This is a genomic window from Stutzerimonas azotifigens (assembly GCF_013522725.1).
GTDB classification, from domain to species: domain Bacteria; phylum Pseudomonadota; class Gammaproteobacteria; order Pseudomonadales; family Pseudomonadaceae; genus Stutzerimonas; species Stutzerimonas azotifigens_A.
This window is the reverse complement of record NZ_JAAMRF010000003.1, coordinates 373523-397620: the sequence shown is the minus strand read 5'-3', so window position 1 is coordinate 397620 and position 24098 is coordinate 373523. Positions and strand designations below refer to the sequence as shown.

Annotated in this window: 25 protein-coding genes and 1 pseudogene; 13 read left to right on the top strand and 13 right to left on the bottom strand. The window is 66.9% G+C overall.

All coding sequences use genetic code 11. The annotated features are described in order from the left end of the window. The first annotated feature begins 5 nt into the window (after positions 1-5). The 3 genes from G7026_RS07725 to G7026_RS07715 all read left to right on the top strand — a co-directional run bounded on the left by G7026_RS07725 (position 6) and on the right by G7026_RS07715 (position 1986). Positions 6-860: a CsgG/HfaB family protein gene (locus G7026_RS07725; protein ID WP_181070171.1), complete on the top strand. Its 855-nt coding sequence runs from the start codon at positions 6-8 to the stop codon at positions 858-860. Between the two features lie 102 nt (positions 861-962). After that, positions 963-1454 carry a hypothetical protein gene (locus tag G7026_RS07720; protein ID WP_181070170.1) on the top strand — a complete coding sequence of 164 codons (492 nt, stop codon included), beginning with the start codon at positions 963-965 and terminating at the stop codon, positions 1452-1454. A 181-nt stretch (positions 1455-1635) separates the two neighbouring features. Further along, positions 1636-1986, top strand: a complete 351-nt coding sequence (locus G7026_RS07715; protein ID WP_181070169.1) for a hypothetical protein — start codon at positions 1636-1638, stop codon at positions 1984-1986. Positions 1987-1995: 9 nt separating this feature from the next. Here G7026_RS07715 and G7026_RS07710 read toward each other — a convergent pair whose 3' ends face one another. Beyond that, the gene (locus tag G7026_RS07710; RefSeq protein WP_181070168.1) at positions 1996-3174 is read right to left on the bottom strand and encodes an acyltransferase family protein; all 1179 of its coding nucleotides are present in this window, start codon (positions 3172-3174) and stop codon (positions 1996-1998) included. A 283-nt stretch (positions 3175-3457) separates the two neighbouring features. Here G7026_RS07710 and G7026_RS07705 point away from each other — a divergent pair, with 283 nt between their 5' ends. The 4 genes from G7026_RS07705 (at position 3458) to G7026_RS07690 (ending at position 7577) form a co-directional block, all read left to right on the top strand. Beyond that, complete coding sequence (locus G7026_RS07705) at positions 3458-4462, top strand: SDR family oxidoreductase (RefSeq protein WP_181070167.1); 1005 nt, start codon at positions 3458-3460, stop codon at positions 4460-4462. Between the two features lie 358 nt (positions 4463-4820). Continuing rightward, positions 4821-5423, top strand: a complete 603-nt coding sequence (locus G7026_RS07700) for an outer membrane beta-barrel protein (protein ID WP_181070166.1) — start codon at positions 4821-4823, stop codon at positions 5421-5423. Positions 5424-5508: 85 nt separating this feature from the next. After that, positions 5509-6186 carry a response regulator gene (locus G7026_RS07695; RefSeq protein WP_181070165.1) on the top strand — a complete coding sequence of 226 codons (678 nt, stop codon included), beginning with the start codon at positions 5509-5511 and terminating at the stop codon, positions 6184-6186. A gap of 53 nt (positions 6187-6239) precedes the next feature. Beyond that, entirely contained in the window at positions 6240-7577 is a 1338-nt protein-coding gene (locus tag G7026_RS07690; RefSeq protein ID WP_219858366.1) for an ATP-binding protein, read from the top strand. Between the two features lie 102 nt (positions 7578-7679). Here the strand turns inward: G7026_RS07690 and G7026_RS07685 are convergent, their stop codons facing one another. The 12 genes and pseudogenes from G7026_RS07685 to G7026_RS07635 form a co-directional block, all read right to left on the bottom strand. Further along, the gene (locus tag G7026_RS07685; RefSeq protein WP_181070163.1) at positions 7680-8156 is read right to left on the bottom strand and encodes a hypothetical protein; all 477 of its coding nucleotides are present in this window, start codon (positions 8154-8156) and stop codon (positions 7680-7682) included. After that, positions 8149-8586 (bottom strand): GNAT family N-acetyltransferase, encoded by a 438-nt coding sequence (locus tag G7026_RS22830; protein WP_258190205.1) that lies wholly within the window; start codon positions 8584-8586, stop codon positions 8149-8151. The genes G7026_RS07685 and G7026_RS22830 overlap by 8 nt, the downstream gene beginning before the upstream one ends. A gap of 51 nt (positions 8587-8637) precedes the next feature. After that, positions 8638-9123, bottom strand: a pseudogene (locus G7026_RS22825) (DUF523 domain-containing protein); the annotation flags it as partial. A gap of 68 nt (positions 9124-9191) precedes the next feature. Next, the gene (locus G7026_RS07675; RefSeq protein WP_181070161.1) at positions 9192-10847 is read right to left on the bottom strand and encodes a proton-conducting transporter transmembrane domain-containing protein; all 1656 of its coding nucleotides are present in this window, start codon (positions 10845-10847) and stop codon (positions 9192-9194) included. Beyond that, the gene (locus G7026_RS07670; RefSeq protein ID WP_181070160.1) at positions 10844-12340 is read right to left on the bottom strand and encodes a complex I subunit 5 family protein; all 1497 of its coding nucleotides are present in this window, start codon (positions 12338-12340) and stop codon (positions 10844-10846) included. The genes G7026_RS07675 and G7026_RS07670 overlap by 4 nt, the downstream gene beginning before the upstream one ends. Then, positions 12337-13758 (bottom strand): complex I subunit 5 family protein, encoded by a 1422-nt coding sequence (locus G7026_RS07665; protein ID WP_181070159.1) that lies wholly within the window; start codon positions 13756-13758, stop codon positions 12337-12339. Before G7026_RS07665 ends, G7026_RS07670 begins: the two co-directional genes overlap by 4 nt. Further along, complete coding sequence (locus G7026_RS07660) at positions 13755-14030, bottom strand: NADH-quinone oxidoreductase subunit K (protein WP_181070158.1); 276 nt, start codon at positions 14028-14030, stop codon at positions 13755-13757. Before G7026_RS07660 ends, G7026_RS07665 begins: the two co-directional genes overlap by 4 nt. Continuing rightward, on the bottom strand, positions 14027-14938 hold the full coding sequence (locus G7026_RS07655; RefSeq protein WP_181070157.1) for a hydrogenase subunit MbhD domain-containing protein: 912 nt from the start codon (positions 14936-14938) through the stop codon (positions 14027-14029). Before G7026_RS07655 ends, G7026_RS07660 begins: the two co-directional genes overlap by 4 nt. Further along, the gene (locus tag G7026_RS07650; RefSeq protein ID WP_181070156.1) at positions 14931-15227 is read right to left on the bottom strand and encodes a cation:proton antiporter; all 297 of its coding nucleotides are present in this window, start codon (positions 15225-15227) and stop codon (positions 14931-14933) included. The genes G7026_RS07655 and G7026_RS07650 overlap by 8 nt, the downstream gene beginning before the upstream one ends. Next, entirely contained in the window at positions 15220-15471 is a 252-nt protein-coding gene (locus tag G7026_RS07645; RefSeq protein WP_181070155.1) for a monovalent cation/H+ antiporter complex subunit F, read from the bottom strand. The genes G7026_RS07650 and G7026_RS07645 overlap by 8 nt, the downstream gene beginning before the upstream one ends. After that, positions 15471-15962, bottom strand: coding sequence for a Na+/H+ antiporter subunit E (locus G7026_RS07640; RefSeq protein WP_181070154.1), 492 nt, complete (start codon positions 15960-15962; stop codon positions 15471-15473). The genes G7026_RS07645 and G7026_RS07640 overlap by 1 nt, the downstream gene beginning before the upstream one ends. A 103-nt stretch (positions 15963-16065) precedes the next feature. Further along, positions 16066-18126, bottom strand: a complete 2061-nt coding sequence (locus tag G7026_RS07635; RefSeq protein ID WP_181070153.1) for a methyl-accepting chemotaxis protein — start codon at positions 18124-18126, stop codon at positions 16066-16068. Positions 18127-18528: 402 nt separating this feature from the next. On the opposite strand from G7026_RS07635, the gene G7026_RS07630 reads away from it, so the two are divergent. The 6 genes from G7026_RS07630 to G7026_RS07605 all read left to right on the top strand — a co-directional run bounded on the left by G7026_RS07630 (position 18529) and on the right by G7026_RS07605 (position 23904). Beyond that, positions 18529-20211, top strand: coding sequence for a carbon starvation CstA family protein (locus tag G7026_RS07630; RefSeq protein ID WP_181070152.1), 1683 nt, complete (start codon positions 18529-18531; stop codon positions 20209-20211). Beyond that, positions 20208-20471 (top strand): cory-CC-star protein, encoded by a 264-nt coding sequence (locus G7026_RS07625; RefSeq protein WP_181070151.1) that lies wholly within the window; start codon positions 20208-20210, stop codon positions 20469-20471. The genes G7026_RS07630 and G7026_RS07625 overlap by 4 nt, the downstream gene beginning before the upstream one ends. Beyond that, entirely contained in the window at positions 20462-21469 is a 1008-nt protein-coding gene (locus G7026_RS07620; RefSeq protein ID WP_181070150.1) for an ArsA family ATPase, read from the top strand. Before G7026_RS07625 ends, G7026_RS07620 begins: the two co-directional genes overlap by 10 nt. A gap of 67 nt (positions 21470-21536) precedes the next feature. Beyond that, a complete protein-coding gene (locus tag G7026_RS07615) occupies positions 21537-21980 on the top strand; it encodes a hypothetical protein (protein WP_181070149.1) in 444 nt (147 codons plus the stop codon). 14 nt (positions 21981-21994) lie between these two features. Next, entirely contained in the window at positions 21995-23119 is a 1125-nt protein-coding gene (locus tag G7026_RS07610; RefSeq protein WP_181070348.1) for a PQQ-dependent sugar dehydrogenase, read from the top strand. Between the two features lie 218 nt (positions 23120-23337). Next, positions 23338-23904, top strand: a complete 567-nt coding sequence (locus G7026_RS07605) for an antibiotic biosynthesis monooxygenase (RefSeq protein ID WP_181070148.1) — start codon at positions 23338-23340, stop codon at positions 23902-23904. Positions 23905-24098: the final 194 nt, after the last annotated feature.

The following is a 24098-nucleotide window of genomic DNA, read 5'->3' as shown; positions in this document are numbered from 1 at the left end:
GCAAAATGAACAGGACGATCATTGCAGCGCTACTCGTGACGCTGCTCGGCGGGTGCGCGCTGCGCGAGCCCATGCCGGCCGAACAGGGCGACATACCGACCCTTACGCCCCGAACCTCGACCTACGAAGACCTGCTGCAGCTGCCGCGCCCGAGCGGCCGGCTGGTCGCGGCGGTCTACGGCTTCCGCGACCAGAGCGGGCAGTACAAGCCGGGCCCGGCGAGTTCCTTTTCCACCGCGGTGACCCAGGGCGCGGCGAGCATGCTGGTCGATGCGATGCAGGCCAGCGGCTGGTTCATCGTGCTCGAACGCGAGGGCCTGCAGAACGTGCTGACCGAGCGCAAGATCATTCGCGCTTCGCAGAACAAGCCGAACATCCCGGAAAACATCCAGGCCGACCTCCCCTCGCTGCAGGCGGCCAATATCATCCTCGAAGGCAACATCGTCGGTTACGACACCAACGTGCGCAGCGGGGGCCTGGGTGCCCGCTACCTGGGCGTCGGCGCCTCTCAGGAATACCGGGTGGACCAGGTCACGGTGAACCTGCGCGCGGTGGACGTGCGCAGCAGCCAGGTACTGGCCAACGTGATGACGTCCAAGACGATCTATTCGATTGCTCGCTCGGCCAGCGTATTCAAGTTCATCGAATACAGAGAGCTGCTCGAAGCCGAAGCGGGCTATACCACCAACGAACCGGCGCAGCTGTGCGTGCTGTCGGCCATCGAAGCCGCCGTGGCGCATCTTGTGGCCCAGGGCATCGAGCGCAATCTCTGGCGCGTCGCCGACGGCCAGATGCTGGAGAACACCTCGCTGAGCAAATACCTGAGCAGCTCGCTGGTCCAGGTGCCGCCGAGGAATTAATCCCTGGATGCCGGTGCGCGGGCGGGCTTTACACCATGTGGCGGATGCGCCCCGGCGCTACGGCGGGCACAATCAACACCTTGCGTTTCGAGGGACCATGCGATGAACAGCATCTGGATCAAAGCCGGCCTGCTCAGCGCCGCGTTACTGTCGAGTTCGACGCTGCTGGCCTCCGACGATCTGGTCGACAATGGCGATCTCGTCGGCAGCAGCAGCTTCAGCGTCGGCAGCAGCATCCCAGGGCTTGACGCGCCACCGACTGATGGGCAGACCGCCCTGGTGCAGCAGCAGGGTGCGCAGAACGTCGCCACCCTCGAGCAGAACGGCCAGGGCCTGCTGGGCAACATCGTGCAGCAGGGCAGCGACCAGGAAGCCTACATTCTCCAGCAAGGCAGCAACTCGGTGGCGAGCATCCTGCAGTCCGGTTACGGCAACGCCGCCAGCATCAACCAGGCGGGCAACGGCAACGAAGCCTCGATCGTCCAGTACGGTGCCTACAACACGGCGGGCATCAATCAGCAGGGCGATGGCTTGCAGAGTTCGATCATCCAGTTCGGCGACGGCCAGACCATCCAGATCAACCAATACCGCTGAGCCCGCCCGCGTGCTCACGCCATGTTCGGCGAGACCGCCGGTGGCGTGGGCGGTCACGCCACGGTAACAGCGAGCCGCCACGCTGGCGCAGACCCAACCCGACTATCGAGGACATCGCCATGAGCACCGTCATTTTCGCCAGCGGCGCCGCGGCACGGCTCCACGGGGCCGGGCGTCGCGGATGTTGAGCATGGCCCTGGGCGGCTGGCTGATCGCCGCTGCGCCCGGCGGGGTCGACGTGCAATTGCAGCTAGAGCCGGTCGAACAACAGCGGGTGGAACTGGCGCTGTGCCTGCGGGGCAACGGCCAGCGGGTCGACTATCGTTTGACCGTCAAGGCCAGGGGCCTGGCCGGTACCAGCCAGACCAGCCAGGGTGGCCAGATGATCCTTTCGGATCAGGTGCAATGCCCGCTGCGCAACCGGCTCGGCATCAGCCCCGGCGCGCAGCTCGACGCCGAGCTGCAGTGGTCGGTCGATGGTGTCGAGCAACCACCCCTGCAGCGATCCTATCCCGACCAGCACGACGCCTAGCCAGATCCCTCAGTGCTGGGACAGCGGCACCGGGCCGGTCTTGAGCAGCCGCTTGCCGAACTCGATGCCCTTTAGTTCGATGAACTGATAGGTGAAGGACGACACCGCCAGCACGATCGCCAGTTCCAGCAGGGTCACCAACACATCGCCGGTCACGCTGCCGGTGGTGATGTAGCGCATGATCTCGTCGCTGCCAGGCTTGGTCAGGATGCGCGTCAGCTCCATGCCGGTGAGTTTCGACAGCACCATCGCGGCGCTGGTGAAGGCGAAGATCACCGCGGCGTGGGTCAGGTAGATGGAAAACGACAGCACTCCCAGGCGGGCGAAGGACCGCAGCCGCATCAGGTCCGACACGATGCCGCGCTCGAAGGCGAACACCAGGATCACCCCACAGAACAGCAGGCTGGCGACCAGGCCCTGATGCTGGCCCTCGGTCGTGAGCGTCCGGTAAATCAGCAGCAGGCAGAGCACCTCGAGCAGGCTGAACAGCGCACGGTCGTCGATCCGCTCGACCCACGCCCGGATACGCCTGTAGACCATGTGCACCAGCGCTCCGGCGAAGAAGCAGGACGCGCCACGCCAGATGAAGGGCTTGATCAGCTCGAGGTTGACGAACAACGCCGAGAAGGCGATCAGCGACATCAGCAGGAATACTTGGGCGCTGTAGCGTGGCAGCGTCAGCAGAACCACGCCCATCACCATGTACAAGTAGTACTCGATGCTGATGCTCCAGGCCGGCACGTTGAACGAGACGCTGTTGAAACCGTTGAACCATGACTGCAGCAGCAGCGCGTTGGGGATGATCTCGCCGGGCGCGGTCTTGCCAGTGAAGGCCGGGTCGTTGAAGGTGAACCCGTGGCGCTCGGCCCAGAGCTTGCCGAACTCCAGCCCGATAAACACTGCCAGCATGGTCAGGTGCAGGGGAAACAGGCGAAAGGTCCGGCTGATGATGAAGCGTTTGAATACCTGCCGGTCGAATACCCGCCCGCCATAGGCGTGGTGCATGACGAAACCGCTCAGTACGAAGAAGAACTCGACGAACAGGTCGGCGTGTCGGAACAGCGGCAGCTCCGAAAAGCTCAACAGGATCTGCGTGTGGAAGAGCACCACGGCAAGCGCGCAAATTCCCCTGAAACTGTCCAGAACCTCGAATCGCCCCTTGGCGGCTGTGCTTGCGACTGCTGGCATGACGAATCCCTCCTTATTGTTTTGCACGACGCACGAAGACCTTGCCTGGCACGACGTGTGAAGCCCATGTGCTGATCAGCTTCTCTCTGAGATCAGGTGGCCATCAGAAGAGTTCATGCCGCCTGTCATGAAATGTTGCAATTGATACGAAACGGCTGGGAACCGCGTATCGGCGCTCGCGGTGCCGCCCATCCACCGGGCGGAACCCCGCACGGGCAGTGGCTTCTACTAGGAACCGATACCCTTTTTGCGGCCGCGACGGCCGCCAGAACTGGAGGTCTCCATGTCCATTACTCTCAAACCGCTGCGCGAGCAGGTCATCGTCATCACCGGAGCGTCGAGCGGCATCGGCCTGGCGACCGCACGGATGGCCGTCGACGCCGGCGCGAAAGTGGTACTGGTGGCGCGCAACGAAGAGGCCCTGGTAGAAATCGAGCGCGAACTCAAGAGCGGCGACAACGTGCTCTACGTGGTGGCCGATGTTGGCGAGCGCGAGGATCTGGAACGCGTCGCCCGGGAGACCATGGCCCGCTTCGGCGGCTTCGATACCTGGATCAACAATGCCGGCACCTCGATCTGGGGCCGCTTCGACCAGGTCAGCGACGAGGACAGCCGCCGCGTCATGCAGACCAACTTCTGGGGCACTCACTATGGTTCGGCCATCGCGGTCGAGCACCTGCGCAACAAGGGGGGCGCGCTGATCAACATCGGCAGCGTCGAATCGGTGGCGGCGCTGCCCTTCCACGCCAGCTACAGCGCCAGCAAGCACGCCATCAAGGCGATGACCGACGTGCTGCGCCTGGAACTGGAAAAATCCGGGACGCCGATTTCGGTCACGCTGGTGCGGCCGGCATCCACCGATACACAGTTCATGGACCATTCGAAAAACATCATGCCCAGCGCGCCCATCTTCCCGCCACCGGTCTATGCCCCGGAAGTCGTCGCCCAGGCGATCCTGCACGCCGCCGAACATCCGCAGCGCGACGTGTACATCGGCAATGCCAAGCTGATGTCGCGGCTGGCCGAGAATGCGCCGCGCCTGACCGACTGGGTGCGCCGCAGCTTCATCTACGACTGGCTTCAGAGCGGCAAGCCCGACAGCAACCGCGAGGGTGCCCTGCATGCGGCCGACCCCACCGTGGACGGCCACGCCTCCGGACGCTATCCCGGGCACGTCGCCCAGAGCAGCCTCTACACCCGCGCCTCGCAGCATCCGATCGCGACCACCGCGGCGGTGGCGCTCGGCGCGCTGGCGCTGTTCTCCCTGGTCGGCCGCAAACGTCACTGACCTCACCCGGCCGGAGGCCTGAGCGCCCATGCGATCTAAACCTCTCCTCGGGGGAGAGGTTGGGGCGCCCGGCTTAGGGGTGAGGGAAGCCCAGCCCCCCCTTGAAAGCTCGCGGTCGTGACCGCTCCCACAGTCAGTGCGCAGTCTTCGTGGGAGCGGTCGGGGCACCTAGTCTTGACCGCAAAAGGGGCACGCCTCCTGACCTACGCCAATCCAGCCTCACTGGCGGTTGTCGCCGCCCCCGCCGCTGTTCGGCTACTCGTTCAGGTGAGGTTCAGCAGGGGTTCAGCAAGCGTTCAGTACCCCTGGGGCAAAGTAACTCCCGTACAGCAACCGCTGCCTTGGAAAGGAGTTACCGATGAACAAACTGCATACCCTGGCTCTGGCCACCACCCTCAGTGTATTCGCCGTAGGCGCCCAGGCTGCTGACAACTTCGTCGGCTTCACCTGGGGCGAAAGCACCACCAACATCGACCGCTCCGGCGCGCTGAAGCAGAACATGAACTACCCCCAGTTTGATGACGTGATCAAGAACAGCGGCACCTGGGGCATCCGCGGCGGCCAGATGACCGACGAAGGCCGTTACTACCTGACCTACGAAAACGTGTCGGACGACTACGGCAGCAGCCTCAAGCTGCGCCAGCAGAACCTGGCCGCCAGCTATGACCACTTCATCCCGCTGGGCGATACCACCCGCCTGTTCGGCGGTGCCAGCGCCGGTCTGACCAAGCTGGAGCAGGAATCGCGCGGTTACAGCCGTGACACCGATGTCGGCTACCTGATCGGCATGCAGGCCGGTATCCTGCAGCAGCTTGGCGACCAGGCGTCCGTTGAAGCCGGTTACCGCTACATGCGCAGCAACGCGAGCACTGAAGTCTCCGAACACGGCGGCAGCAAACTGGGCTCGATCGACCTGCACAGCACCAAGCAGGTTTACCTCGGCTTGAACTACCACTTCTAAGTCGAGTTCTGGAAAAAGCGGCCGGGCCATGCCCGGCCGCACCTATTGGCCGGCCTTTTTCCGGCCGTTTGCATGGGAGCACAGGATGAAGATGCTGGTGGTGGAAGACGAGGCGCTGCTGCGCCACCACTTGCAGACCCGGCTTGGCGAGAGCGGTCATGTGGTCGATGCGGTCCCCAACGCCGAAGAGGCGTTGTATCGAACCCAGGAATACAACCATGACCTGGCCGTCATCGATCTGGGTCTGCCGGGTATCAGCGGGCTGGACCTGATCCGTCAGCTGCGCAGCCACGGCAAGCGCTTCCCAATCCTTATTCTGACAGCACGCGGCAACTGGCAGGACAAGGTCGAAGGCCTGGCCGCCGGCGCCGACGATTATGTGGTCAAACCGTTCCAGTTCGAAGAGCTCGAAGCGCGGATGAACGCCCTGTTGCGGCGCTCGTCGGGCTTCACCCAGGCCACCATCGAGGCGGGGCCGCTCAAGCTCGACCTCAACCGCAAGCAGGCGCTGGCCGGCGACGAACCGCTGAACCTGACGGCCTATGAATACCGCATCCTCGAATACCTGATGCGCCACCAGCAGCAGGTGGTCGCCAAGGAGCGCCTGATGGAGCAACTCTATCCGGACGACGAGGAACGCGACCCCAACGTCATCGAGGTGCTGGTCGGGCGCCTGCGGCGCAAGCTAGAAACCCAGTGCCAGATGAAACCGATCGAGACCGTCCGCGGGCTCGGCTATCTGTTCACCGAGCGCTGCCGGTGACCCGACGCCTGCAGCGGCTGTTGCTGCGGGGCCGGGCCATCTCGCGGGGCGAGATGTCGCTGCGCACGCGCCTGATGCTGGGTGCCGCCTGCCTGGCCATCCTCTTCATGCTCGCCTTGCTGCCGGCCCTGCAGGGCGCCTTTCGACTGACCATGCAGGGGGTGATCGAACAGCGCCTGGCCGCCGACGCCAGCACCCTGATCACCGCCGCGCGACTGGAAGACGGCCGCCTGGAGATGCCCGAGCGCCTGCCCTACGAGGAATTCAACCTCCCCGAGGCGCGTCTGCTCGGCTACATCTTCGACCGCAACGGCACGCTGGTCTGGAGCTCCGGCTCGGCAGTGGACGAATCCATCGACTATCGCGCCCGCTATCAGGGTGGCGTCACCGAGTTCGTACGCATCCACGATGCCACCGGCGAGGAATACTTCGTCTACGACGTCGAGCTGCAGCTGGACAACGGCCCGGACAGTGCCTTCAGCTTCATCACCATGCAGCCGGCCAGCGAATACCAGGGCATGTTCACCGACTTCCGCCGCCAGCTTTACCGCTGGCTCGGCGGCGGTTTGCTGGTCTTGCTGGTGCTGCTCTGGCTGGGGCTGACCTGGGGCTTTCGCTCGTTGCGGCGCCTGAGCGCCGAACTCGACAGTATCGAAGCCGGCCAGAGCCAGGAACTCAGCGACCGCCATCCGCGGGAACTGCTGCGCCTGACGCGCTCGCTCAACCGCCTGCTGGAAAGCGAGCGCCGCCAGCGCGAACAGTACCGCAACTCCCTGGGCGACCTGGCGCACAGTCTGAAAACCCCGCTGACCGTACTCCAGGGCGTGGGCGATGTGATCGCCACCCATCCGGACAGCCGGGAACAGGCCCAGGTGATGCAGAGCCAGATCGAGCGCATGAGCCAGCAGATCGGCTATCAGCTGCAGCGCGCCAGCCTGGGCAAGAGCGGCCTGGTGCGCTACCGCGTCGAGCTGCTGCCGCTGCTCGAAAGCCTCTGCAACACGCTGGACAAGGTCTACCACGACAAGCGGGTCGAGGTTGAAATGCAGGTCGGGCGCCATTGCCGGGTGCCGATGGAGCGCGGCGCGCTGATGGAAATGCTCGGCAACCTGCTGGAAAACGCCTACCGGCTCTGCCTCAAGCACATCCGCATCAGCGTCGAAGGTGACGGCGAGCTGCTGCTGAGCATCGAGGACGACGGTCCTGGCGTTCCGGTCGACCAGCGCGCGCGCATTCTCCAGCGCGGCGAGCGGCTCGACCTGCAACACCCCGGCCAGGGCATCGGCCTGGCCGTGGTCAAGGACATCATCGACAGCTACGGCGGCGAGCTCAGCCTCGGCGAATCGCCCCTCGGCGGCGCGGCCTTCCGGATTCGCATCGGTTTGGACTGAGCGGGAGCGGTCTATAAGGCGGGTTTTTTCGATCTGGAAGGCTTCTGCGATGGGTGTTTCGCAAGGCATGCGCCACAGGCCCTGCGGATGGGCTATTCGCCGTCAGGCCCCACCCTTCACACGCAGCCTGAGCCAGGGTTGTCCACCGGCCCCATCACCATCCTGAACCACGTCGAACACCGCCGTCGCCGGCGTGAGGTGCGCATCGGGCAGCGGCAGGAAATCGCCATGCGAACGCAGGTGCATCTCGCTGTGCACCACCTGCCCGGCTTCGCGAAACACCATCAGCATTTCGCCATCGCTGCTCGACTCGCCCCTGGCCACCAGGGCGCACCGCGCGCGGGACAGCGCGAGGGCCTGGCAGACCGATGCTTGAGGGGTGTAAGGCGCGAACAGCAGCAGCTCGTCCCAGGGGAAGCGCGTCAGTTCGGCAAGGGTGATGGGTTCGCTATTACGCTCGCGTAGCGCGAGAACCAGTGCGCGGCTGACCTCGCCTTCGCCCGCGCCGAACCACAGTCCGCAGCCCGACAACAGGGATGCCAGCAGGCCAGCTGCCAGGACGTGGCGCGCCTCAGGCATCTCCGGCCTCCCTCAGCGGCTTGATCAGGTATTTGGGCGATTCCACATAGCCCTGCCGGGCATAGAAGGCGTGGGCGCGGGTACGCCGCTCGTGGCAATGCACCTCCAGACGGTCACAGCCACGTTCGCGGGCGAGTCGCTGGGCCGTCGATTCCAGCAGCGCGCCGACGCCAAGGCTGCGAGCGCGCTCGTCCACGCACAGGTAGCTGATCCGGCAGAAGGCGCCGGGCAGCGCCAGCTGCGGAATGAAGTGCAGCGACAGCAGCCCGAGCAGTCGCTCTCCGTCCACGGCGACCAGGGTCCGTGCGTCAGGGTGCTCGGTCAGGCGCTGCAGGCGCGCTTGGAGCCCCACATCCGGCGGATAATCAAGATCGGCCAGCAGCTGACCGATCGCCTCGACATCGGCTGCGACAGCGTCGCGAATCTGCATGGGTGACTCCCTGAAAAGTGGGTTGGCGGTCCTATGCGAGCCCGCCTCGTCGTCGAAGCGGCTCAGGCAGGCGGCGGCCTCGCCCAGCTGCCCCTCGTTGAATACCTCGACCCCGTGCTCGCGCAAAAGCGCGGTCGTGGTCCCTTCGCCCGGGCGTGTCACGCCGCCGAAGCCTCCGTCGTAGATCAGCGAACTGCCGCACGAGGGGCTGCGCTCGGTGAGCACGGCGACGCGGATGCGGTGCTCGCGTACCAGCGCCAGCGCCTGCTCGGCGCCTCTGACGAAGGCCTGGCTGACATCGTCGCCCAGGGCATCGACCACCTGCGCCTGGCCTCGCAGAACGGCACCACCGCCAGCGCCTCGAATCTCCGCCGGCGGGCGTGGGGTCGGCAAGCCGGCCGCAACCTCGGGACACAGCGACACGAGCCGACCCTCGGCGACCCAGCGGTCGAGCACGTCATCGGTGATGGCCTTGTCCGAGCCGTTGTATCGCACCCGGGCACCCAGCAGGCACGCGCTGACCAGGACTTTTTCCACGCGGGTCGCTCCTTCGCTACTGATCGGCAGACGCTAGTGGACGGCGGCACCGGCTGTCCAGTCGCGCCTCACCAGAACCAACCCAGCCAGAGCAGCCCCGCGACCACCCAGGCGCTGAGCGCCAGCGCACCTCGCCGCCAGAAGCGGTTCCAGCGCCGCTCGCGGGCGCGCCAGCGTTCACGCGCCGCTGTCGGTCGCGGCACCACCAGCGGCGGCCGCTGGGTCAGCCGCTTGAGCCTGAGCGACGCCCATGAAGCCGGGTCAGGCAGGCGGCGCAATATCCGCGGCACCGACCAGCCCAGGCGCAGCGCTAGCGCCGCGAGTAGGAGCGCGCCGAGCAACGGCCAGAGCAGTTTCCAGGTGTCGGCCAGGCCGAAGCTGTAGAACAACGCCGCGCGCAAGGTCGGCCACAGCCAGGGTAGCACCAGCGGCATCAGGCAAAGCAGCGCCCAGGGCAACAGCTGGAGAAAGGGCGCTCGCCCCGCCTCCGGCGCGGCGGCGTCTTGTCTCATCAGCCACAGCGCACGCAGCAGCAGCAGGCCGGTAGCGAGGCTGCCCAGGCTCAGCACGTCCTGCCAGGCGGCGAAATGGCCGTCGGCGAAGGCCGATTTCAGCGCGGTCTTGACCGCCCCGCCACTGGTCAGCGGCGCACCGATCAGTGCCAGCGCCGGGATGGCCGGCAGCAACCAGGCCAGCCGCGGCAGGCGGTAGCTGTGGCTGAGCCCCGCACTGAGGAACAAGGCGCCCTTGGCCAGCCCGTGATGAGCACCAAAGATCACCAGCACCCCGGCCAGCGCGGCCAGGTTCTGCGGGTCACGCCAGGCCAGCGCGAGGATCATCACGAAATAGCCCATCTGGCTGACGGACGAATAGGCCAGCACCGCCTTGGCCTGGCGACTGCACAATCCCAGCAGCACGGCATAGAAGGCGCCGAACAGGCCGACCGCCAGCAGCACCGGGGCCCATTCCAGCAACAGCGGATCGCCTTCGGGCAGACAGCGCCACAGCCCGAGGATGCCGGCCTTGATCATCGCGCCGGAGAGCACGGCGCTGGCCGGTGCCGGCGCGGCCGGATGGGCCAGCGGCAGCCAGACGTGAAGCGGCCAGAAGCCCGCCTTCAACCCTAGTCCGATCAGCAGCAGAACCAGCGTCAACCCGTCGATCGGCACGCTCGCCCAGCTTTCGAAACCAAAGGCGCCCTGCGCGCCCGAGGTTCGCAGCAGCAGGGCGGCGAGCAGCAGCATTTCGCCGCAGACGGCCAGTTGCAGGTAGAGCCGCCCGGCACGCCGCGGCTGCGGCCCGCCTTGGTGCACCACCAGCCCGTAGGCCGAGAGGCTCATCAGGCTGAAGCCCAGGTAGAAGCTCAAGGCATCGGCGGCGATGATCAACAGCAGGTTGCCCGACAACGCCAGCAGCCAGAACAGCCAGAAACGCAGCCGGCGCGGATCCTCGGCCAGGCTGCTGGCGGCGAACGCGCCCGCGCAGCCCCAGAGCAGCGCACTGAATCCAAGCCAGGCGCGGGTCAGCGCATCGTCGCCACCCCAGCGCATCTCGGCCCAGAGCCAGGGCAGGTCCAGCCCCTCGGCGGGCCACAGGGGCGCCATCAGCGCCGGCAGGCAGGCCAGCCAGAGCCAGCCGATCACCCGCTCGCGCAGCGCCAGCAGCAGGACGATCGCCAGCAGCGGCGCCACCGGTACCAGCAGCCAGAGCCAGGCGCCGCTCATATCTCGAACTCCCGGTTGACGATCAGCTGGCTCCAGCCGAGCGGGCTGAGCGCGGTGCCCGCGAGCAGGCCGACCAGCAACGCCAGCAGCGCGGTGAACACGGCCGGAAGCAGCAGCATCCAATGGGTCTCCCAGCGCTCGTTCGCCCAGTTGTTCTCATGCCAGTCGGCCGGAGGGGCGAACCAGCCGCGCCACAGCAGCGGCAGGAAATACCCGGCGTTGAGCAGCGCCGAGCCGATCAGCACCAGCAGCACCCAATCCTGACCGACCTCCAGCGCGCCGAGGCCCAGATACCACTTGCTGACGAAGCCGGCCATCGGCGGGATGCCGATCATTCCCAGCGCGCCGATGCTGAACGCGGTCATCGTCAGCGGCATGCGCCGGCCGATGCCGTCCATCTCACGGATGCGATGCACGCCCAGGGTCTCGGCGAAGTTGCCGGCGCAATAGAACAGCGTCACCTTCATCAGCCCCTGGTGGACCAGATGAACCAGGCCACCCACCGCCGCGATCGGCCCGAGCAGCGCCACCCCCAGGGTAATGTAGGAGACCTGGCTGATGGTCGAATAGGCCAGGCGCTTCTTGATTTCCTGCTGCTGCAGTGCGCGCACCGAACCGTAGAGGATGGTGGCCGCGGCCAGCCACAGCAGCGGCTGCATCAGGTCCAGTTCGGCCGCCGCCGACGCGCCGTAGACGTCGTAGACCACCCGGACGATGCCGAAGGCGCCCGCCTTGACCACCGCCACCGCGTGCAGCAACGCGCTGACCGGCGCCGGTGCGACCATCGCCCGGGGTAGCCAGCCGTGCAGCGGGATCAGCGCCGCCTTGACCCCGAGCCCGACGATCAACAGCACGAACCCCACCCGCAGCGCCAGGTCGTGTTCCTGGACCTGCGCATGCAGATAGCCGCCGGGCTGGAAGTCGGGACTGCCCGCGAGCCCGTGCAGCAGCGCCACGCCCATCAGCAACAGGGTGCCGCCACCGACCGTGTAGGCCAGATACACGCGCCCTGCCCGTAGCGATTCAGGCGTGCCGCGATGCACCACCAGCGGGAATGTCGCCAGGGTCAGCAGCTCGTAGAACAACAGGAAGCTGACCAGGTTGCCGGCCAGCGCGAGGCCTACGGTGGCGCTGACGCAGAGGCTGAAATAGCCGAAGAAGCGCGAACGCAGGGGCGAGCCTTCCAGGTAGCCGATGGCGTAGACGGTGGTCGCCAGCCAGAGCACCGACGACAGCGCGACGAACAGCAACGACAGCGCGTCGGCCTGCAGCACCAGCGGCGCGCCGGGCAGGAACGGCAGTTCGAAGCGAAACTGCAGGCCGCGGTCGACGCCGGCGATCAACGCCACGACGAGTGCCAGCTTGACGACCACCCCGCCGAGGTTGAGCGCCACCCGCAGGCGGGTCTGATCCTCACGCAGCGAGAAGATGATCAGGCCGGGCACCAACGAGCTGAGCACGATGGCCAGGGGCAACCAGTTGGTCCAGGTCATTGGCTCACCCCTCCGATCCACAGCAGCAAGGGCTTGCTGATCAACGCCAGACACCAGACCAGCAGTGCCGGCAGCATCGCCAGCCACTGCGCCAGGCGATCAGGGTGAAAGCTCGCCGGCGTCGGACGGGCGCGGTCGAAGCCGAGCGCGACGACGCGAAACACATAGGCCGCCGACGCCAGCGTGCCCAGCAGCACACCGATCGCCCAGGGCCAATGCTGGGGCTGCTGGAACAGGGGCTGGAGCAGCAGCCACTTGGCCAGGAAACCACCGCTCGGCGGCAGGCCGATCAGGCTACCACCGGCCACGGCGAAGGCGAACAGCGCCAGCGGCATCGTCTGGCTGGCGCCTTTGAGCGCCCGGACCCGCTTGCTGCCGAGGGTGTACTGCAGCTCGCCGGCAGCCAGGAACATCGACACCTTGGCCAGCCCGTGGGCGAGCACGAACAGCCACAGCGCCGCGCTCAGGCTCGGCTCCTGCCAGCGCAGCAGCAGGCCCAGGGCAAGCAGTGCGTAACCCAGCTGCGCCACGGTGGAATAGGCCACCAGCGTCTTCAGGTACGGCGCGCGCAACGCCGACCAGCCGCCGCAGAGCAGCGCGAAGATGCCCGCCACGGCGAACAGCCCTCCGGCGCTCTGCGCCAGCTCGACCGGCGCAATGCGGCTCCACAGCAGCCAGAGGATGTACAAGGGCCCCTTGACCACCAGTGCCGACAGCAGCGCGCTGACCGCCGCCGGCGCTCCGGCATGGGCGGGCGGGAGCCACAGGTGCAGGGGCCAGAGCGCCGCCTTGAGCATCAGCCCCAGGCTCATCAGCAGCAATGCCAGACGGGTCGTGACATCGGCCTCGGCGAGCTCGGACAGCAGGGCGATGTCGAGCACGCCGTAGCGTCCGTAGAGCAGCGCCACGCCGAACAGGTAAGCCAGCGATCCGGCTAGCGACAGCAGCAGGTAGTTCAGCGCCGGTCGATAGGCCTTGGCGCCCGCCAGGGCGACCAGCGCGACCGCCGCCAGGCTGAGCAGCTCGAGGGTCACGTAGAGGTTGAACAGGTCGCCTGACAGCCACAGCGCGGCCAGCGCCGCCTGCAGGAGACAGGACAACGGCCAGAAATCCTCGCCGCCGATGGCGTGTCGGCTGCGCGCCGCATACAGCGCGACCAGCAGGTGCAGGCCGGCCGTGAACAGCAGGAGCAACGCGGCCAGCGGGCTGAGCTGGAAGCGAATCGCCAGCGGTGCCTGCCAGCCCCCCAGTTCGAGCCACTGAGTCCCCGTCTGCATCACCTGATGCAGCGCACCGGCCGCGGCCAGGGTGCTGGCCAGGTTGATCATGATGACCCAACGACCGCCGGCCGGGCGCAGCAGGATCAGCAGCAAGGCGCCCACCAGCGGCAGCGTGAGGCTCAGCAGGGCGAGGTTCATGACGATTTCCCGCGCTCGGCCGAACCGGCCAGGCGCAGCGCCAGCGCGGTGGCGCTGACCGCCACCACCAGGCCGGTGACCACCAGTGCCACCAGCACCGGATCGCTGGGCACTACCCGCGCAGCCAGGGCGATCATTACCAGGAACACGCCGCTGCCCATCAGGTTGATCGCGATGATCCGCCGCAGCGCATCGCGCAGGGTCAAAAGCCCGTGCAGACCGATCAGCCAGAGCAGCGCGCCCACCGCCAGCCAGAACAGCGTCGTGCTCATGCGCTGGCCTCCCGTGCTTCGCCGACCACCAGCAGGCTCAGGCTGGCGGCGATCGACAAGGTAGCGGCGACCTCGATCACCAGAATCAGGGGTTTGGCCCAACCGTCCGGATAGACCAGCCAACCGGCGCCGAACCAGGCGCAGGCGATCGCCACCGCGAGGAACAGCAGCAGTCCCAGCAGCACCAGCAGCCGCAGTGGCCAGAACGACCAGCGCAGGGCCGGCAGAACTCCGGCCAGACGCAGCAGCACCACGCCGGCCGCCAGCAGCGAGCCGGCCTGGAAAGCGCCTCCGGGCGCGCTCGAGCCGCTCCACAGCAGATAGCCGCCGGCGAGCAGCAACAATGGCGCAAGCGACCGGCTCCAGGCCCGCAGCAACGGCCAGGGCCGCTCCACCTCGAAACGCGCAGGGCCGAGTTGGCGAGCACCGAGCAGCGCCAGCAGCAGCACGGCCAGCTCGAGCAGGGTGTCCCAGGCACGGTAATTGAGCAGCACTGCGGTTACCGGGTGGCTGACCCCGCTTTGGCCGAGTGCACCTGTGGCCAGCTCAGGCAACGGCGAGCGTTGTTCGGCCAAAGGGTCGAGGCCCTGCAGAAGGATCATCAGCAGCGGCACCAACACCGCAGCGGCGGCCAACCGATGGCGGGCGAACGAGACGCCCTCGGCTCCGGAGCCGGCCGGTTGACGCGCCAGCGCCGCGAGCAGCAGCACGCCGGTCAGGCCGGCGCCGATGGCCGCCTCGGCCAGTGCCAGATCCGGCGCGCCGAGCCTCGCCCAGATCAGCGCCAGGACCAGGCCGAAGGCAATGAACAGCAACACCCCGGCATAGCGATTACGCGCATGCAGCGCACCGCCGGCGAGAGCGAGCAGCAGCAGCGCGAGTACCGCATCGAGCAGCCACTCAGTCATCGCCGTGCTCCTCGCGCGCCTGGCGCGCCAGCAACTGGCAGGCGGTGGCCCCCGAGGCCAGTACCAACAGCCAGATCACCAGCATCTGGCCCACCTCCAGCAGGCTGTCGGCGCGGCAGGAAAGCCCGGCCACCACCAGACCGAGGCCTAGGGTGTCGGCCTTGGTCAACGCATGCAGGCGGCTGTAGACATCGGGAAAGCGCAGCAGGCCGAGGCTGCCGGCGGCGAAGAACAGCAGGCCGCCGACCAGCAGCGGCCAGCTCAGCCAGTAAAGCAGGGCCTCAGGCATGGTCCCTCCGGCGCAGCAGCTGGACCAGCGCGGCGCTGACCATCGCCGCCAGCAGCGCGAGTACCAGTGCCACGTCGCGATAGGCCGGCTCGTCCTGCCACTGCGCGAGCACCAGCAACAGCGCGGTGCCGCTGGTGCCGAACAGCTGCACCGCCAGCAGCCGATCGACACGGCCAGGCCCGCGCAGGATGCGCACCAGTCCGAGGAAGATGGTCAACAGCAAGAGCACCGCGTAGAGCGCCATCAGTGATCGCTCCTGGCGTCGACGAGGCGGATCAGGCGCGCTTCAAGATCGGCCACGGTCGCCTGCCAGGGCTGCCCGCCATCGAGTACATGCAGCTGCATGCGCGAGCCTTCGATCCGTGACGCCAGGGTCCCGGGCAACAGACCGACCAGGGCCGAAAGCAGCAGCCGCACCCGCTCGGAGCTCTCGGCCAATGGGTATTCGACCCATTCGGGTTGCAACGGGCAGCCGGGATGAGCGGCGCGCCGGGCGACATCCCAGGCGCCGGTGAACATATTGACGAGAAAGAACCAGACGAAGCCCGGCAAGACGCTCAGCCGCAGCCGCCAGGGCCGGATGCCGAGCCACAGGCTGAGCGCGCAGGCCAGGAGTACGGCGGGCACGCCGAACGACCAGCCATCCCCTTCGGCGAACAGCGCCCAGAACCCCGCGTAAAGCAGCAGCCAATAGAGTCCATCGACGCATCCCTGGCGCAGCCCGGACGCTTGCATGCTCGTCTCCCGTCTACTCATCGCTGCTTGGACTGGGGCGCGCAGCAGAGTTCTCCGTCGAAATCACCGAAAGCATGGCCGAGTGTTTCAGCGCCTCGCCAGCTCAGTCCAGGCGAAAACGAGCGGTGTTGTGCGCCAGCTCGCGGCTGCCCTCGCTCAGGCGGTCGGCGACGCCATGCACCGCCTGGGCGCTCTGCAGCAGGCTGGCGGCCGCCTGGTCGACACGCTGGATGTTGCCGCTGACCTCGTCGGCCGTCGCTGCCTGCTCCTCAACTGCCGTGGCGATCTGGGCGATCATGTCACTGACCCGCTGTACCGCCCCGGCGATACCGCCCAGGTGATCGCCAAGCTCGGTGACCGCCCCTGCATCGACTTCGGCCTGGGCGCAGGCGGCCTGCATCAGGTCGACCGCCTGTACCACCACGCGCTGCAGCCCCTCGACCGTGCCGCTGATCTGCGCCGTCGAGGCCTGGGTGCGTTGCGACAGACTGCGTACCTCGTCGGCGACCACGGCGAAGCCTCGGCCCTGTTCGCCGGCGCGCGCCGCTTCGATTGCGGCATTGAGCGCCAGCAGGTTGGTCTGCTCGGCGATGCCCTTGATCACGTCGACCACCTGATTGATCTGCTGGGCCTGCTCGCGCAGGTGATTCAACGCCTCGGACGTATCGGCCAGGCGTCCGGTGAGCTGGCGCATGCTGGCGGTGGTCTGCTGGCTGCGCTGGTTGCTCTGCTCGGCCACCTGCCGGGTCTGGGTGGCATCCTGGGCAGCCAGCTCGCAGCTTTCGGCGATGCCCTGGGCGGTAGCGGCCATCTCGGTAGCCGCCGTGGCGATCTGGCTCACCTGCAACTGCTGCGCCTCGACCGAGCGCAGCGACGACTGCGCCTGGTCGGTCAGCACCGCGACGGTGCCGCCAAGCCCCGCGCTCTGCTGGTTGACGCCCTGCAATGAATCACGCAGCTGGGCGACGGCCTGATTCAGGGCGGCGCCGATGGCGGCCAGTTCGTCCTGCCCGTGGACCTCCACCTGACTGCGCAGATCGCCGTCGCGTAGCGATTGCGCCATTCGGGTGATGCGCGCCGCGCTGGCCTGAATCGAGGCCTGCAGGCAGAGCAGCGTGTAGAGCGCCAGCAGTACCAGCACGCCGAAGGCACCGAAGGTGATGGTCAAGGCCTGCACCGACTGCGCGCGGTATTCACCGAGCCGGGCGGCGAGCGCCTCCAGGGTGGTTCGTTGCAGCGCGCCCGCCTGGGCCAGCGCAGCGTCCATGCCCTGTTCGAAGGCGGCGAGCTCAAGGGTGATGGGGCCGTCGGCGTACATTTTCCGGTCCAGCTCCACGAGCCAGGCGTCGAGCCCCTTCAGGGTCTGGTCGTAGGTGCCGTTCCATGCTGCCAGCGTCGGCGGCAGCCTGCCTTCGAGGTTCTGCGCATACTTGCCGAGCTGTACGCGCAATTCGCCGGTAGCGCTGCGAATCTCGCGCAATTGCAGGCGGCTTTGCAGGGTGAAATTGCCCGACACCACCGCGCCCTGCCCGACGCTGGCCAGAACGCCGAGCTGTTGCACCAGCCGCGGCGCATCCTGGGTGCCTAGCTGCATCAGGAGGTAGGTTTCGAGCCAGGGGTCGAAGATCAGTCCGCTCTCGGTGCCGATCTGCTCGCGCAAGGTGCCGAGCAGCTGCAGGCTGTGAGCGAAACGATCATAGGCGTCCGGCCACCAGCCGACGCTCGCCAGCTGCGCGGCACGCAGGCCTTCGCGCTCGGCGACCAGCTCCTCCAGGCTTGCCCGCACGTCGCCGCTGGCCGCCTCGTCGGCCAGGCGGCGCTGCAGCCGTTGCAGCCCTTCGTCCAGGCCCGCCTCGCTGGCCTGCAGCCTGACCATCAGCGCCTTGCTTTCCTCGCTCACTTCGCGAGTGCGTTCGGTGGCCTTCCAGCGCGCGGTCAGGTTGCGCTGGGCAACGAGCATTTCCTCAACCGCGTCGAGCGCTTGCAGCTGACGCACCCCCGACAGCTCCCCGTCGACCGAGCCGAGCTTTTCCACGTAGCCCTGCCCGATCACCCACAGCGCGTAGCCGAGCGGCAGCACGAAGATCAGCGCCAGCATCTGAAATTTGCGGGCAAAGCTGAAGCGTTCCAACGCTCGCATACCTGGCATCAACAATGTGTTCATCCCTAACTCCTTGATGCGTATACCGCTGTAAAAGGACAGAGCTAGCAATTGACGCGCCAGGGTCACGACGCATCGACAACCCGATGCAGGCACAGAGCCATCATGCGCTGCCATTCCCGCGTTTGCACGCCCAGAGCCGTGACCGTGCGTCACGTGAGGGCGCGTGACATCGCCCCCTCAGGACACGCACCCAAACGGTGCATTGTTCATCCCATTACGCGCGCCGATGAACCGTCGCCGCCTGGAACTGTCCTTAGCGTCGGACGTGATGGCAGAGCGCAAGCAGGCGACCCGCCCCGATCCTCAACTACAACATTGCACGGCCTGACCAAGGCGGCCCCGTTGCGGGCCTGTGCCCACGCCTGCGCAACCCGTTGTCGGCATGCGCGTGAGGGAGCTTCAATGAGTTCGATTCTATTGATGATCGTCGGCCTGGCCGCGATGTCGCTCGGCTACCTGTTCTACTCCAAGTTCATCGCCGAAAAGATCTACAGGCTCGACCCCAACTACAAGACGCCGGCGCACACCCTGCGCGACGGCGTCGATTACGTGCCGACCAACAAGTTCGTCCTCTGGGGCCACCACTTCACCTCGGTGGCGGGCGCGGCGCCCATCGTCGGCCCCGCCATCGCGGTGATCTGGGGCTGGGTTCCGGCGTTCATGTGGGTGGTGCTGGGCACCATCTTCTTCGCCGGCATCCACGACTTCGGCGCGCTCTGGGCCAGCGCTCGCAACCGGGGTCAGTCGGTGGGCATGCTCAGTGGCCGGCTGATCGGCTCGCGCGGGCGCAGCCTGTTCCTGGTGGTGATCTTCCTCGTGCTTCTGATGGTCAATGGTGCCTTCGCCGCCGTAATCTCCAATCTGCTGGTGTCGACGCCCACTTCGGTGATTCCGGTCTGGGGCGCGATCATCGTCGCGCTGGTGATCGGCCAGCTGATCTACCGCTACAACGTCAAGCTGCTATGGCCCTCGGTAGGCGGCGTGATCGTGCTCTACCTGCTGATTCTGCTGGGAAGCGCCTACCCGATCACCCTGCCGGATACCGTGCTGGGCCTGAGCGCCAAGTCGTTCTGGATTCTCCTGCTGTTCGCCTACGCGGCCATCGCCTCGCTGCTGCCGGTGTGGGTGCTTCTGCAACCACGCGACTACATCAACGGCCTGCAGCTGTTCGTCGGCCTCGGCCTGCTCTATCTGGCGGTGCTGTTCGGCGCGCCGGAGCTGGTCGCACCGGCCTACAACACCGACTTGCCGGCCGACAGCCCGAGCATCGTGCCGCTGCTGTTCGTCACCATCGCCTGCGGCGCGATCTCAGGCTTCCACGGCCTGGTGGCCTCGGGCACCACCTCCAAGCAGCTGGACAAGGAAACCGACGCCCGCTTCGTCGGCTACTTCGGCGCAGTGGGCGAAGGCATGCTGTCGCTGGCGGCGATCATCTGCTGCACCGCCGGCTTCGCCACCCTGCTCGACTGGCAGCAGGTCTATACCGCCTTTGGCCAGGGTGGGGTGAATGCCTTCGTCCAGGGCGGCGGCACCCTGCTCGCCAACGGCCTTGGCCTGCCGGCGGACCTCGGCGCTACCATTCTGGCGGTCATGGCGATTCTCTTCGCCGGCACCACCATGGATACCGGTCTGCGCCTGCAGCGCTTCGTGATTCAGGAGGCCGGCGAGCTGGCGGGAATGAAGGTGAACACCGTGGTCGGCACGCTGATCGCGGTCGGCGTGTGCATGGCGCTGGCCTTCGGTGCCGGCTCCGAAGGCAGCGGCGGCATGGCGATCTGGCCGCTGTTCGGCACCACCAACCAGCTGCTGGCGGGACTGACGCTGGCGATCATCACCGTGCTGCTGATCAAGCAGGGCCGTCCGGCGATGTACACCCTGGTGCCGCTGGTGTTCCTCTTGGCGATGTCGATCTATGCGCTGCTGGTGCAGATGGGCCAGTTCTACCGCGCCGAGAACTGGTTGCTGCTGGGTATGGACGTGGTGATTCTGATCGCCGCGCTGTGGGTCACCCTGGAAGCGATCATCGCCATGCGCAAGGGCCGCGACCCGGCCGCCGAGATGACCACCGACGAGCCGCTGCCGTGACGCCACGGCCCTTTTTCCAGCGGCTCTCGGACGGCCTCAAGGAGTTCTATGTCGCGCCCTACCGGCGGACTTTCGCCCGCGCGCGGCGCGACGAGGACGACCTGTTCATGCTGCTGGTATTCGCCGAATCGCTCGGCGTGCCCAACCCGGCCGCCTGGTACACCCTGGAGCTGATGCCGGAACTCTACGAACGCTTCCACGACTGGCATCAGCGCATGGGCATGGAGCACTCGCCACTGGATCACATCGGATGTTGCTAGAGCTGGCCGCACAACGACGGGTGCTGTTCATTGGTGGCAAGGGCGGCGTCGGCAAAACCACCGTCGCCGCCGCCACTGCCCTGGCCCAGGCCCGCGCCGGGCGTCGCGTGCTGCTGGTGTCGACCGATCCGGCGCACAATCTCGGCCATCTATGGAACCGCCCGGTGGGGTCCCGCAAGGTTCGCCTGGCCGCCGGACTGGACGGGCTGGAGCTGGACCCGCAGGAAACCGTCGAGGCGCATCTGAATGAAGTCGGCGCGGCCCTGCGCAAGCTGATGCCCGCGCATCTGGCCGGTGAGGTGGACAAGCACATGGCGCTGTCGCGCGATGCCCCGGGGATGCACGAGGCCGCTCTGCTCGAGCGCATCGCCGAGACCGTCGCGCAGGGGCTGTCCGACTACGACCTGGTGGTCTTCGATACTGCCCCCTCAGGGCATACCTCGCGCCTGATGGCACTCCCTGAAATGATGTCCGCCTGGACCGATGGCCTGTTGCGTCGGCAGGAGCGCGGCGCCCGCTTCGGCATTGCGCTGCGCAACCTTGGCCAGGACGATCGCGCCTTCGGTGAGTCGCTGATCGGCCGGGAGCGGGCCGATTCAGGCGAAGACCGCGAGCAGCGGGTTCGTCAGTTGCTCAACCGACGCCGCGAGCGCTTCGGCCAGCTGCGCGAGGTCGTCAGCGACCGCGCACGCTGCGCCTTCGTCATCGTGCTGGCGGCCGAGCGGCTACCGGTTCTGGAAACCATCGAACTGCATGCCCAGTTGACTCGCGCCAACGTCGGAGTGGCCGGGCTGGTCGTGAACAAGCGTTCGCCGGCCGACGCCGGGGCTTTTCTCGCCGAACGCCATGCCCAGGAGGAGCGCTACCTCGACCAGCTGCGCCAGGCATTGCCCGAACTGCCCATCGAGCAGCTGCCGCTGCTTGCCGAGGACATCCAGGGCGAAGCCGCGCTGGATGCCTTTGCGCAACGGCTGGGCGCTGAAGGACAAATCACGTAAAAGACTTGGCGAGACCGGCACTTGCCGTGCGTTAGATAATCCCGTGGGACTGCCCAGGAACCCAAGCATGATTGCCAAGCTGCGCATCATTCTAACCTTTGCCCTGGCTGTGGCTTTCGCCACGGCGATCGGCTCGATCACCCAGACCCAGTTCAACCTGGCGGCCCTGCAATCGCTCGGCGCCCAGATCAGCCTGCCGGTGCGGATGCGCGCCACCAGCCAGGACTTGCTCGGCTTTGCGCCGGTCTACGCCACCATCGTTGGCGTGACACTCCTGTTCGCGCTGCCGATTGCCGCGCTCATCTCGCGCTTTCTGCCGGCCTGGCGCTTGCCGGTGTATTTCCTTGCCGGCGGTGTCGGCTTGTTCCTTGCGTTTCAGGTCGCCGACGCCTTCGCGCCGATGCCGACCCTGATCGCCGCGACCCGCACCTCGACCGGCACCGCCGCGATGATGCTCAGCGGCGCCTTCGGTGGCCTGCTGTTCGCCACCCTGCTGCGGCCCCGCCCATGAGAGTCCCCATGCCCATGCTCCGCTCGCGACGCCTGGCCTCGCTGCTCTGCGCCACCGCCCTGCTCGTCGGCGGGCCGGCACATGCCGTCGACTACCGGATCGAAACGCTGGCCGAGGGGCTGCAGTACCCTTGGTCCCTGGCGTTCCTGCCGGACGGACGAATGCTGGTCACCGAGCGTGTCGGCCGGCTGCGACTGATCGAGGCGGACGGCACCTTGCAGGAGCAGCCGGTAGCCGGCACGCCCAGCGGTTATCAGGATGTTCAGGCCGGGCTGATGGACGTCGCGCTGGACCCGGATTTCGACAAGACGCCCTGGGTTTACCTGACTTACGCCTATGGACGCGAGCAGGCCAACAACACGCGTCTGGCCCGCGGCAGGCTGGTGGACGGTCGCCTGGAGGACGTGCAGACACTGTTCAGCGCCTACCCGACCAAGGCCGGCGGTTCGCACTTCGGCGGGCGCATCGCCTTCCTGCCGGACAAGACACTGGTCCTGACCCTGGGCGACGGTTTCGACTATCGCGAAGAAGCGCAGAACCTGGATAACCACCTGGGCAAGCTGGTGCGCCTGACCCGCGAGGGCACAGCGCCCGAAGACAATCCCTTCTACGGCCGTACCGGCATGGCCAACGAGGTCTACAGCTACGGGCACCGCAACGTCCAGGGCATCGCCTACGACCGCCAGAACCAGCGCTTGTACATCAACGAGCACGGCCCTCGCGGCGGCGACGAGATCAACCTGATCCAGGCCGGACGCAACTATGGCTGGCCGCTGGCGAGCTTCGGCGTCGACTACACCGGAGCCCAGATCACGCCCTACCAGAACCTGCCGGACACCGAACCGCCCCTGCTGCACTGGACGCCATCCATCGCGCCGAGCGCCCTGGCGATCTACGACGGCACGCTGTTCCCCGACTGGCAAGGCGACCTGTTCAGCGCCGCGCTGGTGGCCAAGCAGGTGCGCCGGGTACGCCTGGCCGACGGTGAGGTAGTGGAGCAGGAGGCGCTGTTCGAGGAACTCGACGAGCGCATCCGCGACGTCCGCGTCGGCCCGGACGGCGCGCTCTACTTGCTCACCGACAGCGCCGAAGGCCGCCTGCTGAAAATCACTCCCGCCGAGCAGCCCGAGAGCGAGTGAGGCAGTCGCGCCAAACCGGTGCGATGCCTCTTCCCAGTGCAGCGATTGTCCGTATAGTGCGCCATCGTTTTCGGGATACGCCGACCTTGCGGGGCCTGGCGTGGTCTGACGAAGACGGAACGATCCTTGCGTGACATTGACCGCAGCCCACCACCCCGGCGCTGCGTGACGCCGAACGTCCTACCCGGACCACCGGCCAGATGCCCTGGAGATACACGATGTCTACCGAACCCGTCACTCTGATGGTGGCTCGCCGCGTACGCGACGGCCGTTACCACGACTTCCTCGCCTGGCTGCACGAAGGCGAACAGCTGGCCGCCGACTTCCCCGGCTACCTCGGCTCGGGCGTTCTGGCACCGCCGCCCGGCGACGATGAATTCCAGATGGTGTTTCGCTTCAGTGACGAGCGGACCATGGATGCCTGGGAGCATTCGGCCTCCCGCCGTGCCTGGCTGCAGCGTGGCGATGGCCTGTTCGCCCAACCCCACGAACATCGCGCCCGCGGTCTGGATGCCTGGTTCGGTTCGGGCGACGTACGGCCGCCGCGCTGGAAGCAGAGCGTGGCGATCTGGCTGGCGTTCTTTCCCGTCTCGTTGCTGTTCAATCTGCTGTTCGGCGGTGCGCTGAGCAACCTGTCCCTGGTGGCTCGAATCCTGGTCACCACACTGGCGCTGACGCCCTTGATGACCTACCTCTTCATTCCGCTGTCCACCCGCCTGCTTTCGCCCTGGTTGCAGGCACAGCCACGGCCCCGGGGCCGCGGCCATCCGGCGACGCTCCGCTGATCGACAAGCGGCCTGTAACACGAGAAAAACATTGATGGTGTCCTGTTGACGCCATTAAAGTGCCATCGCTGCGCCACGCCCTGCTCATCTGCCGAGGTGACGCACGGTATTCAAGCGCAGTGATGGCCGGCCGATAGGGATCTCGCGCTCACGCACACAGGCCTCAACGGCACCCGCACTCCGGAATCGATCCC